We start from the raw sequence: 14,525 nt of genomic DNA, 5'->3' as shown, positions 1-14,525 counted from the left end.
GTCATGGGAAAAACGTTAGACCGCACGAGTTTCCGTCACCACATGCGGATGATTACACGATTGTTTCGGTACGGGACGGGGAATCGGGGAAATATCACCGACCGTCGCGCAGGCACCAAGGCCAGTGGGCCGACCGGAGTCCGAAACTCGGCCATCCGGACGGCATTGTCCGGACCACGGTGCAAAACCGGGGGAACCGGGGAAATTCAGCCGAGATCCTTCAGCGCCAGCGCCAACCCGGCCAGACGATCGGTGGCATCGGTCAGCGCCTCCCGCGACGTCCCCATTCCGGTACTGCTCGCGGCGACCGCCTGCCCCGCGGCAGCGACCAAACCGCCATAGCCGTCCACGCCGTCGTCCAATTGCTCGCGAAGAGTGCCGACCGCCGTATCGAGCGCCGCACGCTCGCGCTCCGGGGCCGAATTACGGCCGCGCTCGATGGCCTGGATCCGCGCCGCGAGCGCCCGCAACGCCTGCGCCGCCTCATCGGCGGTGCGGCGGGCGTCTGCGACGGAGACTTCCGGTACCGCGGAGGTGCCCAGCGACGTCGGCACGGACAGCTGCCGCAGCAGCTCACCCAGCGAGGCTTCCGATTCCGCCAAACGCTCCATCGGCTCGCGGGCAACCGAGCCGGCGGGCGGCAACGGCGGCGGCGCGCTCGGCGCGGACGGGAGTTCCACCTTCTTCAACTGCCGCAGCTTCAGCCCGGTCCGCACGCTGAACGTGCCGAACACCAGGGTGCCGAAGCCGGCGAGCACGGTCTGGCCGATCTCCGGGCCGGTGACACCGCCGATCAGGCCGGTGCCTATCAGCACGGCGACCACACCGAGCAGGATCGTGACGAGCACCCACAGGGTGAGCACTCGCGAGGTCCGGCGGATCCGGCGCTGGTGCTTGGCGGACGGCTCGTTCCAGCGCTGCCACTTGGCCCGCGCCTCGGCCATCGCCGGGAACGGCCCGGTGACCGAGGAGAACGGAGCCGGTGTACTGGGACGGCGCGGGACCGGCGGGGTGGACGGGGCGGGCCGGCGCTGAAACCGGCCCGCCTCCCCGGCGGACTTCCCGCCCTCCGATTCGGCAGGCGGGAAGTACCGCTGCAGCTTCTCCTGGGCTCGCTGCGCGTAGTCGGGCAGTCGCTCGACGTACTTCTCGATCCGGGCACCGAACTCGTCGAAGTCCCGTCGTTTGTTCATCGAGCCCCCACTCCGATGTGCCCCTACCGCCTCAGGCCGGGTTCTTGCCCTGCTCGGCCTGCACGCGGGCCTGGATCTCCCGCTGGATGTCCGCACCGGCGGCGGCCGGGGCCGACGACGAGGAGGAGGACGCCGCGCCACCGTCGGTGACCTGCGCGACCGAGTTGCCCTGCAGGGAGGCGCGGATCTGCTCCAGCCGGGAGTGCCCGGCCATCTGCGTGGCCGACTCCTGGACCTCCAGCATCCGGCCCTGCACCGAGTTCTGCGCCAGCTCGGCCGAGCCCAGCGCGGTGGTGTAGCGCTTCTCGATCTTGTCCCGGACCTCTTCCAGCGACGGCGTGTTGCCCGGCGCGGCCAGCTGGCTCATCTGGTTCAGCGAGGAGGAGACCTGCTCCTGCATCTTCGCCTGCTCCAGCTGGGAGAGCAGCTTGGTCCGCTCGGCCAGCTTCTGCTGCAGCATGGTGGCGTTGCGCTCGACGGCCTGCTTGGCCTGCGCGGCCGCCTGCAGCGACTGGTCGTGCAGCGTCTTGAGGTCCTCGATGCCCTGCTCGGCGGTCACCAGCTGGGCGGCGAAGCTCTCCGCCGCGGTCTCGAACTGGGTCGCCTTGGCGTCGTCGCCCTTGCCGCGGGCCTCGTCGGCCAGCACCAGCGCCTGGCGCGCGGACGCCTGCAGCTTCTCCACCTCGCCGAGCTGCCGGTTGAGCTTCATCTCCAGCTGCCGCTGGTTGCCGATCACGGAGGCGGCCTGCTGCGTCAGCGCCTGGTGATTGCGCTGTGCCTCCTCGATGGCCTGCTGGATCTGTACCTTCGGGTCGGCATGCTCGTCGATCTTCGACGAGAACGCCGCCATCATGTACTTCCAGAACTTCACGAACGGGTTGGCCATCTCCTCCGCCTGCCTTCTTGCGTCCCACGGGCCTGAATGACCTCGAGGTGGGGCGTCGCTCCCCAAGTACACAACGTCCCGACCCCGGCGTCGGGTTCCATCGTGTCAGGTCGGCCCCGGCCGTTCCAGGCGACCCCGGGGGAATTCAGGGGCGAACCCTGAGCGCACCCCGCGCAAGGCCGCCCGGCGCGGCGCGCCGGGACACTCCGGCACGCCAAGGACCCCGGGGCATACCCGGGGCCATCGGTGCGCATGATGCGCGCGCTACGCGGCGATCGTGGACGCGAGCTTGGGCGCGCCGATCGTCGTCCGCAGCGTGGTGTTGATCCGCGGCGCGGGCTGCAACCGCAGGTCGGACAGGTCGTCGCCGACCAGCTCGGGCAGCAGCCTGCCGCCCTCGAACCCGGCCGGCTCGCGCTCCCGCGCGGCGCCCTCGACCACCTCGTCGACCGGGGTGACCTCGACGGTGTCGAGCGCCGAGACGTCGGCCGCGACCTTGTGCAGCAGCTCACCGAGCGGAAGCTCCAGCGCCTCGCAGATGGAGGCCAGCAGCTCGCTGGAGGCCTCCTTCTGGCCGCGCTCGACCTCGGACAGGTAGCCGAGGCTGACCCTGGCGGCGCGGGAGATGTCACGCAGCGTTCGACGCTGGTTGGTGCGGGCATGCCGGAGCCGATCGCCGATCGCCTCGCGCAACAGCACGGTCATCACGCGCCTCCCTTCCGAAACTGGTACCTCCTACGTTACCCAGAGCCGCGGCCGGGACGCAGGACTTGACAGGTGCGTACGCCAAGGGCGAACGCGCCGATCAGTGTAGATGTTCCCCGAGCAGCGCGAACGCGGCGTGCACCGCGGCCGCGCGGACCGCCGCCCGGTCACCGCCGGTGGCCAGCTCGCGCACGACGGCCGTGCCTGGACCACGGAGCGCGACGTAGACCGTGCCGGGCGGCACCCCGTCCTGCGGGCTCGGCCCGGCCACCCCGGTGAGGCCCAGGCCCCAGGTGGCCGCGCAGCGGTCCCGGGCGCCGGTGGCCAGCTGGGCGGCCACCTCCGGGTGCACCGCGCCGTGCTCGGCCAGCAGCCGCTCGTCGACCCCGGCCAGCGCGGTCTTCAGCTCGGTGGCGTAGACCACCAGCCCGCCGCGCAGCACTGCGCTCGCGCCCGGCACCTCGGCCAGCGTCGCGCACACCAGCCCCGCGGTGAGCGATTCGGCGGCCGCCACGGTTTCCCTCCGGCGGGTGAGCGCGGCGACCAGTTCGCGCGCGCCGGTCATCGGGCACCGGTCGCCCGGCGGCCGGCCGCCCGCAACCGGATCGCCCGGATCAGATAGTCCACCCCGGTGATCACGGTCAGCGCCAGCGCCAGGCCCATCAGCGTCCAGCGCACCGGGTCCACCCCGGCCGGCAGCGGCAGCAGGTAGGCCACGATCGCGACGATCTGGGCCATCGTCTTCGCCTTGCCGCCGCGGCTGGCCGGGATCACCCCGTGCCGGATCACCCAGAACCGCAGCAGGGTCACGCCGATCTCGCGGACCGCGATCACCAGGGTGACCCACCAGGGCAGCTCGCCGAGCGCGCTCAGCCCGATCAGCGCCGCACCGATCAGCGCCTTGTCCGCGATCGGATCGGCGATCTTGCCGAAATCGGTGATCAGCCCGTAGCGCCGCGCCACCCAGCCGTCCACCTGGTCGGTGGCCGAGGCGATGGCGAACAGCCCGGTGGCGACCGCCCGCCAGGTGGTGTCCGCGCCGCTGCCCTGGAACAGCGCGAACACGAACAGCGGGACCAGCACCAGCCGCGAGATGGTCAGCAGGTTCGCCAGGTTCAGCGTGGGCACCGGGGTGGCCGCGGGCACCTGGGCAGCTCCGTCGGCGGCGGCGTGGGGCAGGCCCTCGCCGGCGTCGCTCGGGGCGGCATTCACCGGTCCGCGTCCCGGAGCGGACGGACGATCAGGTCGACCCCGGCGGAGTCGACGACCTCGCAGCGCACCAGTTCCCCCACGGCGAGGCCGGACGCGTCCAGCAGGACGCACTCGCCGTCGACCTCGGGGGCCTGGTGCGCGGCCCGGCCGACCGGGTCGTCCTCCGCGGAGCCGGTCTGCTCGACCAGCACGTCCACGAAGGTGCCGATGCGGTCCTCGGCCCGCTGCGCGGTCAGCTCCTCGACCAGTGCGGAGATCCGGGCGACCCGTTCGGCGACCTCCGCCGGGTCGAGCTTGCCCTCGAACGTCTCGGCCTCGGTGCCGTCCTCGTCGGAGTAGCCGAACACGCCGACCGCGTCCAGCCGGGCGCCGGTGAGGAAACGCTCCAGCTCGGCCAGATCCTGCTCGGTCTCGCCGGGGAAGCCGACGATCACGTTGGTCCGGATGCCCGCCCCCGGCGCCAGCTCCCGGATCTGCTCGGTGAGCGCGAGGAAGGAATCGGTGGAGCCGAACCGGCGCATCCGGCGCAGCACCTGCTCGCTGGAATGCTGGAACGACAGGTCGAAGTAGTCCGCCACGCCGGGGGTCCCGGCAATGGCCTGGACCAGCTGCGGCCGGGTCTCCGCAGGCTGCAGATACGAAACCCGGACCCGCTCGATGCCCTCGACCGCGGCCAGCTCCGGCAGCAGCCGTTCGAGCGCGCGCGTGCCGTCCCGGCCGAAGTCCTTGCCGTAGGACGTCGAGTTCTCGCTGACCAGGAACAGTTCCTTGACGCCGTGCTCGGCCAGCCACCGCGCCTCGGCGAGGATCTCCTCCGGGGTGCGGGACACGAACGACCCGCGGAACGACGGGATGGCGCAGAACGAGCAGCGCCGGTCGCAGCCGGAGGCGATCTTCAGCGCGGCCACCGGCGAGTCGTCCAGCCGGGTGCGCAGCACACGCGGGCCCCAGCCGTGCTGCGCGTGTCCCGGCACCTCGACGGCGGTGCTCGCGGCGGGCCGCTGGACCGGGCTGATCGGCAGCAGCTTGCGACGGTCGGACGGCGTGTGCGAGGCCAGCGCGCGGCCGGCGACGACGTCGTCGAGCCGGTCGGAAAGCTCCGCGTAGTGGTCGAAGCCGAGCACCGCGTCCGCCTCGGGCAGGCTGTCGGCCAGCTCGGTGCCGTACCGCTCGGCCATGCACCCGACCGCGACCACCTTGCGTCCGGTGTCGGCCGCGGCGAGCAACGTGTCCACCGAGTCCTTCTTCGCCGACTCGACGAAGCCGCAGGTGTTGACCACCACGACGGCGGAGTCCTCGGGATCCGCCGACAGCTCCCAGCCCCCGGCGGCCAGCCGTCCGGCCAGTTCCTCCGAGTCGACCTCGTTACGGGCGCAGCCCAAGGTCACGAGGGAAACCCGTCGGCTGTCGGCTGGCTCTGTGGTGGGAGAAGGCACGACGTTCAGGGTAGCCGCCGCGTCCGTCCGGCCCGGCGACGGCTGCACCCCCGCGGCCGCCGCGCCGCTCCCCGCCGCCGGGCACGTCCGCCGCGCTCCCGGCCTTCCGGTCCGTGAAGGGGCCCTTCACGGACTCTGAGTCCGTGAAGGGCCCCTTCACAGCCTTGGGCGGGAACGGCGGCGGGATCACCACTGGAGGGCTGCGGTCATTTCTCGTTCGACGATCGGCGCCAGGGTGGTCATGAAGGTCGCGGTGACGTGGTTGTCGTCCATGTAGACCAGCACGTTGCCGACGACCGCCGGGCAGGTGCGCGGCTCGCAGAAGTAGTCGGTGAGGTCCAGGAACGAGACGTTGTCCGGCACGTCGTCGATGTCGGCGTAGGACGGGGTGCGCGGCAGCACCGTGTCCCGCGCCGGGCTGCACGCGGGGTCTTCCGCGCCGCGCTGGGCCACGCAGGAGGCCATGTTGAAGCCGAACCGCGGGCTGTCGCGCAGCGCGACCACCGGGATGCCCGCCTTGCCCAGCTGCGCCCAGCGATTCACCAAGCCCCGCGGGGTGGTCTCGGTGACCCCGGCGCGCGGAGTGACGCTGGCCAGGGTGACCACCACATCCGGGTGCATGGCCACGATCTCGTCCGCGGCCGCCTTGTTCCAGTCCTGGCAGCCCCGGTCGCCGGCCATCAGCTCGGAGTCGGTGGAGAACGGACAGGCGCCCTTGAGCATCGAGGTGACCTGCCAGTCCGCCGAGCCGACCAGCTCCAGGTAGGCGCCGAGGAACTGCTGGACGTGCGAATCGCCGACCAGCACCACGCGTTTCACCGGCGGGCCCGGCGGCTTCTGCGTGCAGACCTTCAGTTCCTTGTTCCGGGGCGACATCGTGCACTTGTCGTCGGTGATGCCCGCCCAATCGTCGGGCAGGGCGAGCGTGGGCGGCACCAGCGACGGGTTGGGCGAGCCTTCGTAGATGAAGCCCGGGCTGTGCGCGACCGCGCCCGGATGGTCCGGATCGCCGACCTCGATCTCGAAGTTGGCCTGCGCGGTGCCCACCCAGCTCCAGGCCAGGCAGGCGAGCAGCACCGGGATCAGCGCCAGCACCCCGAACCGGTAGGCACCCCACCGCTTGACGGTGCCGATCTTCGACAGCCGGATGGGGTTCTCGATCAGGTGATAAGTCAGGATCGACAGCACGAACGACGCCCCGATCACCACCGCGCCGCCGAGCACACCGACCGCCGGGCGGTCCCGGGCGACCAGGTAGAACACCAGCACCGGCCAATGCCACAGGTACAGCGAGAAGCTGAGCTTGCCCAGGTAACCCAACGGTTTCGAGCTGAGCCAGCGGTCCGCGCCCAGGGGCGTCCCGGTCTGTCCGGCCACCAGCACCAGGCCCGCGGACAGGGTCGGCCACAGCGCGATCCAGCCGGGGAACACCGAGTCGACCCGCAGCACGATGCCGCACAGCACCAGCCCGGCCACGCCGAGCCAGCCGAGCAGCACGCGCAGCGCCCGCGGCAGCGTCACCGAATCGAGGAACATCGCCATCAGCCCGCCGAGCGCGAACTCCCACACCCGGGTCAGACCGTGGAAGTAGGCCAGCGGCTGGTCCACGGCGGTCAGGTACACCGAGAACGCCAGCGAAGCCGTGAACAGCACCACCAGCAGCACGCTCACGATGCGCCACAGCGACCAGCCGAGCCGGCGCACGAGCAGGCCGAGCCCGACGAACAGGATCGGCCACAGCAGGTAGAACTCGCCCTGGATGGACAGCGACCAGAAGTGCTGGACCACGCTCGCGCTGTTGTGCTGGGCGAAGTAGTCGACCGCGTCCGAGGCCAGCTGCCAGTTCTCGTAGAACAGCGCGGAGGCGAACACCTCGCGGATGGTCTGGAACCAGCGGTCCTCGGGCAGCAGCACGGTGGAGACCACGACGACGGCGAGCAGTACCGTCATCGCGGCCGGGAAGAGCCGCTTGATCATCCGGCCCCAGGTGTCGCGCAGCCGGATCCGCCCGCGCAACAGCGCGCGATAGAGCTGGCCGGTGATCAGGAACCCGGAGACCAGGAAGAACACGTCGACGCCGCCGGAGATCCGGTCCAGCCAGACGTGGTAGACCACGACCAGTAACGAGGCCAGTGCGCGCAGTCCCTGCAGCTCGGGCCGGAACCGGGCCTGAGCGTCCGGCGACGCCGGGCGGCCGGGCCGCTCCGGTGCGGCCACGGTGGTCCCGGACATGAGCTTCCTCCAAAAGCCGGGGGCAGGCCGGCGTCGGCGGGCGCGGGAACGAACGGCCCATTACCTATACGTGACCGGCCGCGACGGCGGACACGTGGGGGTCCCCCGGCGGTGCCACCATGCTCACCCGCATGGGGAGGCGGGATATCTTGACACCCGTGCCCTTCGACCCCGCTCCGCTGGCGATCCGCCGTGCCCGGATCGCCGACGTCCGCCAGATCAAGGCCCTCGTGGACGCCGACGCCGGCCGGGTTCTGCTGGAAAAAGACCTGGTCACGCTGTATGAGGCGGTGCCGGAGTTCTGGGTCGTGACCGGTCACGGCGACGCCGTGCTCGGCGCCGCCGCGCTGCACGTGCTGTGGGAGGACCTCGGCGAGCTGCGCACGGTCGTGGTGGACAAGGCCGCCCGGGGCCGGGGCATCGGGCACGCGCTGGTCGCCCGGCTCGTCGAGGAGGCCCGCGAACTCGGTCTCCGCCGGTTGTTCGTGCTCACCTTCGAGACCTCGTTCTTCGCCGGGCACGGCTTCGTCGAGATCGACGGCGCCCCGGTGTCGCAAGAGGTGTACGAGGAAATGCGGCGGTCGGTGGACCCCGGGGTCGCGGAGTTCCTGGACCTGCCCTACGTCAAGCCCAACACCCTGGGCAACGCTCGCATGCTGCTGGAACTCTGAGAGCGGCCCACCCCGTGGGTTCCGCCGACCGGTCCACGTCGTCCGGAAAGCCCGGCTGTGCTGCGCAGCAGCATCCTCCGATGATCTTCGCGGCGCATGCCTGCGGACGGAATTCGCTTACGCCGGGGCAAAAACCTCGCCCACGCGTACCCCCGCTCCCGGAACTTTCCCCGAAAGCGGCGGCACAATCGGAAACCGCCGGGCGATACGGCCCGAAAAGGATTGGGTTGCCATTTTCCTCGGTCGACTTTCATCCTTTTCCGCAATGACCACCGGGGATAATACCGGCCTTCTCGAGCAGGCACTGGAACAACCGTTCGGACCGGATGCGCTGTCCGTCGAATTCGAGCACAGCCCGCTGCCGCGCATGCCACAACCTGTGCCGTGGTGGCGGCGGGAACCCGGGGCCGAGGACCCGGTCGACCACGCGGCACTGGATTGGGTTGACCACGGATACATCCTCGACGTGGGCTGCAGCACCGGGCGGCACCTGGAGACGCGCGCCGCGCGCGGGGTGCCGGGGCACGGCATAGACGTGAGCCCGGCCTCGATCGCACTGGCGAAGCAGGCGGGCGTGTCCTGCTGTGAGGCCGACGTTTTCGCCTACACCCCACCGCATCCGGTCGACGTGGTACTGGCGGTGGGCGGCAACGGCGGGATGGCCGGCAGCCTGGCGGCGTTCCCCGGATTCCTCTCCAGGCTGGCCTCCTGGCTGACCGCCGACGGCCGGATCGTGCTCACCGTGTCCGGCTGGAGCCGGTTCCCGCCGGGCCGGCTGCACCTCGATGCCGCGCCCGGCTATCCCGGGGACGTCCGGATGCGATTCCGGCTCGGTGCGCGCACCGGCCCGTGGTTTCCCTGACTCTTGCTGGATCAGGAAAAACTCGTTCGTTCTTGTGCCGCGGCCGCATCGCGGATCACCGCTTACCGGGAATGGCACGACGGCGCAGTGCTCGAACGGATCACTCAGGGCGATCGCGATATCCCCTCCGAATTTCCCCGGCAACCCGGGGAAAACCCCGAAAAGTACAAATGAAAGGAACGATCTGTCGCACGAGAAAATCCAGGACCTGTTCGCGCGACGCTGGGGTACCGGCCGCGCCAGGGTGTCGGCAAAGTCGGTGTGAGGGGCCCTGCGCCGACCTCGGATGTCTGTGAAGGTCTGTGAAGGGGCCCTTCACAGACAGTCCGTGAAGGGCCCCTTCACAGACCCGAGACAGGTCCGGCGCAGACCACGAGGTGATCGCGCCTCGAACACCTCCGCATCGCCCGCGGCCGGGCGTGATCGACGACGATGGCAGGCGCCGTCGATGATGACGCCGACAGCCACGGCTCACTCTCTGCTGATCACGGGTCCTCGACCAACTTTGCCGGGACCCTGACCGGCCGCGCCGAGCTGGAACTCGTGGCACTGGACCGGGGCCTGGAATCCCGCACCAGCCTGACCATGGCCGGGCGGAGCCTTTTACCTTCTGGCGCGGTACAACCCGGAGCGCACCGTGCTCGATCTCGGTGCGCCCGTGGCCGGGTGATCAGTCGTCGTCGCCCTCGGCCGGGGCCTCGCCGCCGCGGATCATGAACAGCACCGAGTCCAGCTCCTCCGGCTTGATCAGCACGTCGCGGGCCTTCGAACCCTCGGACGGGCCGACCACGCCCCGGCTCTCCAGCAGGTCCATCAGCCGGCCCGCCTTGGCGAACCCGACCCGCAGCTTGCGCTGCAGCATCGAGGTGGAGCCGAACTGCGAGGTGACGATCAGCTCGGCCGCCTGCAGCAGTACGTCGAGGTCGTCGCCGATGTCCGGGTCGATTTCCTTCTTCTCGCCCGCCTTCGCCGCGGTCACGCCGTCGGTGTAGTCCGGCTGCGCCTGGTCCTTGGCGAAGTTGACGACCGCGGAGATCTCGTCGTCGCCGACGAACGCGCCCTGGATACGCACCGGCTTCCCGGCACCCATCGGCAGATAGAGCGCGTCGCCCATGCCGATCAGCTTCTCCGCGCCCGGCTGGTCCAGGATGACCCGCGAGTCGGTCAGCGAAGAGGTGGCGAAGGCCAGCCGCGAGGGCACGTTCGTCTTGATCAGGCCGGTCACCACGTCCACCGACGGGCGCTGGGTGGCCAGCACCAGGTGGATGCCCGCGGCACGGGCCTTCTGGGTGATCCGCACGATCGCGTCCTCCACGTCGCGCGGCGCGGTCATCATCAGGTCGGCCAGCTCGTCGACGATCGCCATGATGTACGGGTAGGGCTGGTACACGCGCTCGCTGCCCGGCGGGGCGGTGATGTCGCCGGAGCGGACCTTCTTGTTGAAGTCGTCGATGTGGCGGACCCGGTTGGCCTGCATGTCCTGGTAGCGCTGTTCCATCTCCTCGACCAGCCAGGCCAGCGCGGCAGCCGCCTTCTTCGGCTGCGTGATGATGGGCGTGATCAGGTGCGGGATGCCCTCGTACGGGGTCAGCTCGACCATCTTCGGGTCGATCAGGATCATCCGGCACTCGTCCGGGGTCGCCCGCGCGAGCAGCGAGACCAGCATCGAGTTGACGAAGGAGGATTTACCGGAGCCGGTGGACCCGGCCACCAGCAGGTGCGGCATCTTCGTGAGGTTCGCGGTGACGAACTGCCCCTCGATGTCCTTGCCCAGCCCGATCAGCATCGGGTGGTTGTCCTTGACCGTGGTCGGCGCGCGCAGCACGTCACCGAGGCGCACCATTTCGCGGTCGGAGTTGGGCACCTCGATGCCGACCGCGGACTTGCCCGGGATCGGCGCGAGCAGCCGCACGTTGTCGGTGGCCACCGCGTAGGCGATGTTCTTGGTCAGCGCGGTGATCTTCTCGACCTTCACGCCGGGGCCGAGCTCGACCTCGTACCGGGTGACCGTGGGCCCGCGGGTGAAGCCGGTGACCTGAGCGTCCACATTGAACTGTTCCAGCACGCCGGTGATCGCCTCGATCATGGCGTCGTTGGCCTTGCTGCGGGACTTCGGCGCGGCACCCAGCTGCAGCAGATCCGGCGGCGGGAGCCGATAATCACCCTCGACGGTGCGGGTGACGGACAGGGCGGGCTCGGGCTCCTTCTTCGGCTTCTTCTCCGGCACCTCGGCGGGCTTGACCGCGGCCTTCGGCGGCCGGATCGGCCTGGCCGGCTCGGCGAGCGCGGCCTCCAGGTCGAGCTGCTCGGCGCCGTCGTCACTGGCGGCCTGCCGCCGCCGGGAAGGCTTGCGCAGCCGGACGGACTTCGCCGGCTCGGCTTCGGTGACCTCGTCGGGTGCTTCGCCGTCTTCGGCGGGCGTCCGGCCGTGCGCCGCGTTGTACTCGGCGAGTTCCTGCTCGTCCAGACCCCAGGTCCGCAGCCGGTGCGGGATCTCACGCACCGGCGTGGCGGTGAACACGAGCACCCCGAACGCCAGCGCGAGGATCAGCAGCGGCACCGCGACCCATTTGGTGACCCCGTCGGTGAGCAGCCCGCCGGAGAACGCGCCGAGCTGGCCACCGGCGTACATCCGGCCGTCGTTGGTGTCCGGGAGACCGGTGAAGATGTGCAGCATCCCGAGCACCGACAGCACCGCCAGCACGGTGCCCACGCCCATCCGCGGCCGCGTCTCCGGCCGCGGCTCGGACCGCATCAGCGCGACCGCGAGCACGATCAGCACCAGCGGCACGGCCACCGAACCGGCCCCGAACACGCTCCGCGCGGCCGTCTCCACCCCGGACCCGATCGGCCCGGCGCCCCGCCACCACACCCCGACCGCGGCCACGATGGCGAGCGCGATCAGCCCGAGGCCCAGCCCGTCCCGCCGGTGCGCCGGTTCCAGCTCCCGGGTGCGCCCGACCGTGCGGGCCAGGGTACCGAGCCCCTTGGCCATCAGGTTCCAGGTCCCGCGCACACCCCGCCCGAACGCCCCGGGCGACCGCTTCGCCGCCGAACCGCGAGCCGCCGACGTCCGCGCCCGGGAGGAACCCGACCCGCGCCCGCCGGACCCCCGTGCAGCCGGCTTCCCGGCCGTCTTCGCCGCTCCGGACGAACGACCGCCACCCGCCTTCGCCGGGGTACGCGCCCCCCGCGACGACGCCTTCGCGCCGCTGCTCGTGCTCCGCTTCCTCGTCGCCGACCCAGCCATACCCCCCACGGTAACGGGCGGATCGCGAGAGTCCCATGCGCCACTCGCACCACATCGGAAACAATTGGCGGCACGTCAGGGGGTGCTGATCCGGCGTTGGGGACGATCTGCGCAGGTCAGGGCGGATCCGGCGGGGCCGGCCGGCAGGGGCTCGCCACCAGGGGATCCGGGGTCGGCAGCGGCGTGAAATGCTCAGCTCATGTTCGCGTTGCAGCAGGACGATTCCCTGGACGGCCACCGTGCCCCCGCGATCTGGCGGACGATGCTGACCATCGACCGCGGGCTGGTGAATCTCGTCGGGAAGCTGACCGTGTCCGGTGCGGTGCCCGCCCGGCTGCGCGGGCGGCCGTTGCTGCTGGTGGCCAACCATATCGGCGTGTTCGACGCCTTCGTGCTGATGGCCGCGTGCAAGCGGATCGGCATCAACCCGCGGTTCATGCTGGCCGGCGGGATCCTGGACATGCCGGTGCTCGGGCCCGCGCTGCGGGTCAGCGGGCATCTGCGGGTGGACCGCGGGCAGGCGACCACCGCGGTCGGCCAGTTCGCCGAGGCGGCCGAGGCGCTGCGCACCACCCGGGAGCCGATCATCGTCTACCCGGAGGGCCGGATCAGCCACGATCCGGGCCTGTGGCCCGAGCGCGGCAAGACCGGCGCCGCACGGCTCGCGCTGGCCGCGGGCGTGCCGGTGCTCCCGATCAGCCAGTGGGGCGCGCACGAGGCGGTGTACTGGGGCTCCGAAACGGTCAACGGACCGGCGGACCTGATACCGATCGCCCGGTCTGGGCTGAGTGCCCCGCTGCGGCGTCCGCGGTTCAAGGTGCACTTCGGCACGCCCGTCGACCTGTCGGAGATCGACCCGCAGCGGCCCGGCGCAGGTGTGCGCGCGCACGCGAAGATCATGCAGGCGATCACCGACGGCCTGGTGCCGTTGCGCCGCGACGAACCGGTCCGTCCCCGGTTCCACGATCCGACGCGGCCCACGGACACAGTCAGCCCGTGGAAGCCGGTGTCCGGATCCTGAGACCCCGGGGCGCGGCTGGCTAGAGTCGCGCCTTGTGAGCACACGCATCCTGGTCGTCTACTACAGCGCCACCGGCAACACCGCCGCACTCGCCGCCGCGCTGGCCGAGGGAGCCGCCGAAACCGGGGCGGAGGTGCGCGTGCGGACGGTGCCGGAGACCGCACCGCCGGGTGCGGTGGCGAGCAATCCGCGGTGGCAGGCCCGGGTGGACGCCGGCCCGCACCACGAGTACGCCACGCTCGCAGACCTCGCATGGGCCGACGGCGTCGCGGCCGGGAGCCCGACCCGGTTCGGCGGGCCGGCCGCCCAGCTGAAGTCCTTTTTGGACAGTACGGGTGGCCTGTGGGCGCAAGGGAAACTCGCGGACAAGGTGGCGACCTCGTTCACCACCGCGTCCACCGCGCACGGCGGGCTGGAGTCGACCGTGCTGGCCACCAACAACATCTTCTACCACTGGGGCGCGATCGTGGTGCCACTCGGCTACGGCGACCCGCACCTGAAGGAATCCGGCAACCCGTACGGCGGATCGTTCGTCTCCCGTGGCTCGGCCGCGCCGGACGAGCTGGCGCTCGGTGCGCTGCGCAGGCAGGGTCACCGGCTGGCGACGATCACCGCACGACTGGCCACCGGGGCGGATTCCGCTCAGCAGCGGTGAAACCCGTCCCGGCGACGTCCGTGAAGGGGCCCTTCACGGACTCTGAGTCCGTGAAGGGCCCCTTCACAGCCCACCGCGAAGCCCCGCTGGACACGGCTGATTCAGCCTCTCGGGGGATGCCAAAACCCACCGCGGCGGGATGTGCGAGCGCGGCCGGGGCGGCACACTTGACACACCGACGGGAGAAGGAGGCAGCCGTGCCCAGGCCGAACCGCAATGAACAACGCCGTGCCCGGCGCGCACTCGCCCGCCAGGCCGCCCGCATCGTGTTCGCCCTCGCGCTGGCGGCCGGGCGGCGTGACGACCTCAGACCGCGCGGCGTCGGGTGACCCACCCGGGCGGGGAACCCTCGTCCGACGGCTGGGAGATCATGGGGATTGCTCCGGTGGAAGTGAGAGCTGT

The 14,525-nt window shown here is 71.0% G+C and carries 13 protein-coding genes; 5 read left to right on the top strand and 8 right to left on the bottom strand.

Annotated elements, in window-relative coordinates:
* Window positions 1-206 precede the first annotated feature (206 nt).
* The 7 genes from pspM to ATK36_RS28235 all read right to left on the bottom strand — a co-directional run bounded on the left by pspM (window position 207) and on the right by ATK36_RS28235 (window position 7,664).
* Window positions 207-1,193: a phage shock envelope stress response protein PspM gene (pspM, locus tag ATK36_RS28265; RefSeq protein WP_098514235.1), complete on the bottom strand. Its 987-nt coding sequence runs from the start codon at window positions 1,191-1,193 to the stop codon at window positions 207-209.
* Window positions 1,194-1,224: 31 nt separating this feature from the next.
* Complete coding sequence (locus ATK36_RS28260; RefSeq protein ID WP_098514234.1) at window positions 1,225-2,079, bottom strand: PspA/IM30 family protein; 855 nt, start codon at window positions 2,077-2,079, stop codon at window positions 1,225-1,227.
* A gap of 264 nt (window positions 2,080-2,343) precedes the next feature.
* Window positions 2,344-2,784 carry a helix-turn-helix domain-containing protein gene (locus tag ATK36_RS28255; RefSeq protein WP_170069938.1) on the bottom strand — a complete coding sequence of 147 codons (441 nt, stop codon included), beginning with the start codon at window positions 2,782-2,784 and terminating at the stop codon, window positions 2,344-2,346.
* 100 nt (window positions 2,785-2,884) lie between these two features.
* Window positions 2,885-3,349, bottom strand: a complete 465-nt coding sequence (locus ATK36_RS28250; protein ID WP_098514232.1) for a CinA family protein — start codon at window positions 3,347-3,349, stop codon at window positions 2,885-2,887.
* Complete coding sequence (gene pgsA / locus ATK36_RS28245; RefSeq protein WP_098514231.1) at window positions 3,346-3,996, bottom strand: CDP-diacylglycerol--glycerol-3-phosphate 3-phosphatidyltransferase; 651 nt, start codon at window positions 3,994-3,996, stop codon at window positions 3,346-3,348. The genes ATK36_RS28250 and pgsA overlap by 4 nt, the downstream gene beginning before the upstream one ends.
* Window positions 3,993-5,432: a 30S ribosomal protein S12 methylthiotransferase RimO gene (gene rimO, locus ATK36_RS28240; RefSeq protein WP_098515245.1), complete on the bottom strand. Its 1,440-nt coding sequence runs from the start codon at window positions 5,430-5,432 to the stop codon at window positions 3,993-3,995. The genes pgsA and rimO overlap by 4 nt, the downstream gene beginning before the upstream one ends.
* Window positions 5,433-5,618: 186 nt before the next feature.
* Complete coding sequence (locus ATK36_RS28235; RefSeq protein WP_098514230.1) at window positions 5,619-7,664, bottom strand: acyltransferase family protein; 2,046 nt, start codon at window positions 7,662-7,664, stop codon at window positions 5,619-5,621.
* A 131-nt stretch (window positions 7,665-7,795) separates the two neighbouring features.
* On the opposite strand from ATK36_RS28235, the gene ATK36_RS28230 reads away from it, so the two are divergent.
* Together ATK36_RS28230 and ATK36_RS28225 are read left to right on the top strand one after the other, a co-directional pair.
* On the top strand, window positions 7,796-8,335 hold the full coding sequence (locus ATK36_RS28230; protein WP_098515244.1) for an amino-acid N-acetyltransferase: 540 nt from the start codon (window positions 7,796-7,798) through the stop codon (window positions 8,333-8,335).
* A gap of 265 nt (window positions 8,336-8,600) precedes the next feature.
* Entirely contained in the window at window positions 8,601-9,197 is a 597-nt protein-coding gene (locus ATK36_RS28225; RefSeq protein ID WP_098514229.1) for a class I SAM-dependent methyltransferase, read from the top strand.
* A 670-nt stretch (window positions 9,198-9,867) separates the two neighbouring features.
* Here ATK36_RS28225 and ATK36_RS28220 read toward each other — a convergent pair.
* Window positions 9,868-12,213 (bottom strand): DNA translocase FtsK, encoded by a 2,346-nt coding sequence (locus ATK36_RS28220; RefSeq protein WP_245915256.1) that lies wholly within the window; start codon window positions 12,211-12,213, stop codon window positions 9,868-9,870.
* Window positions 12,214-12,646: 433 nt separating this feature from the next.
* On the opposite strand from ATK36_RS28220, the gene ATK36_RS28215 reads away from it, so the two are divergent.
* The 3 genes from ATK36_RS28215 to ATK36_RS34315 all read left to right on the top strand — a co-directional run bounded on the left by ATK36_RS28215 (window position 12,647) and on the right by ATK36_RS34315 (window position 14,452).
* Window positions 12,647-13,468 (top strand): lysophospholipid acyltransferase family protein, encoded by an 822-nt coding sequence (locus ATK36_RS28215; protein ID WP_098514227.1) that lies wholly within the window; start codon window positions 12,647-12,649, stop codon window positions 13,466-13,468.
* Between the two features lie 34 nt (window positions 13,469-13,502).
* Window positions 13,503-14,123, top strand: coding sequence for an NAD(P)H:quinone oxidoreductase (gene wrbA, locus ATK36_RS28210; RefSeq protein ID WP_098514226.1), 621 nt, complete (start codon window positions 13,503-13,505; stop codon window positions 14,121-14,123).
* Window positions 14,124-14,320: 197 nt separating this feature from the next.
* A complete protein-coding gene (locus ATK36_RS34315; protein WP_281259097.1) occupies window positions 14,321-14,452 on the top strand; it encodes a hypothetical protein in 132 nt (43 codons plus the stop codon).
* Window positions 14,453-14,525 lie beyond the last annotated feature (73 nt).

Origin of the sequence: Amycolatopsis sulphurea, from assembly GCF_002564045.1 — a bacterium.
In the GTDB taxonomy this organism is placed as follows: Bacteria; Actinomycetota; Actinomycetes; order Mycobacteriales; family Pseudonocardiaceae; genus Amycolatopsis; species Amycolatopsis sulphurea.
This window is presented reverse-complemented; position numbering and strand designations above follow the sequence as displayed.

Coding starts and splice junctions, on each gene's coding strand:
- pspM (WP_098514235.1), bottom strand. CDS start 1,193: ATGAACAAACGACGGGACTTCGACGAGTTCGGTGCCCGGATCGAGAAG.
- ATK36_RS28260 (WP_098514234.1), bottom strand. CDS start 2,079: ATGGCCAACCCGTTCGTGAAGTTCTGGAAGTACATGATGGCGGCGTTC.
- ATK36_RS28255 (WP_170069938.1), bottom strand. CDS start 2,784: ATGACCGTGCTGTTGCGCGAGGCGATCGGCGATCGGCTCCGGCATGCC.
- ATK36_RS28250 (WP_098514232.1), bottom strand. CDS start 3,349: ATGACCGGCGCGCGCGAACTGGTCGCCGCGCTCACCCGCCGGAGGGAA.
- ATK36_RS28235 (WP_098514230.1), bottom strand. CDS start 7,664: ATGTCCGGGACCACCGTGGCCGCACCGGAGCGGCCCGGCCGCCCGGCG.
- ATK36_RS28230 (WP_098515244.1), top strand. CDS start 7,796: ATGGGGAGGCGGGATATCTTGACACCCGTGCCCTTCGACCCCGCTCCG.
- ATK36_RS28225 (WP_098514229.1), top strand. CDS start 8,601: ATGACCACCGGGGATAATACCGGCCTTCTCGAGCAGGCACTGGAACAA.
- ATK36_RS28215 (WP_098514227.1), top strand. CDS start 12,647: ATGTTCGCGTTGCAGCAGGACGATTCCCTGGACGGCCACCGTGCCCCC.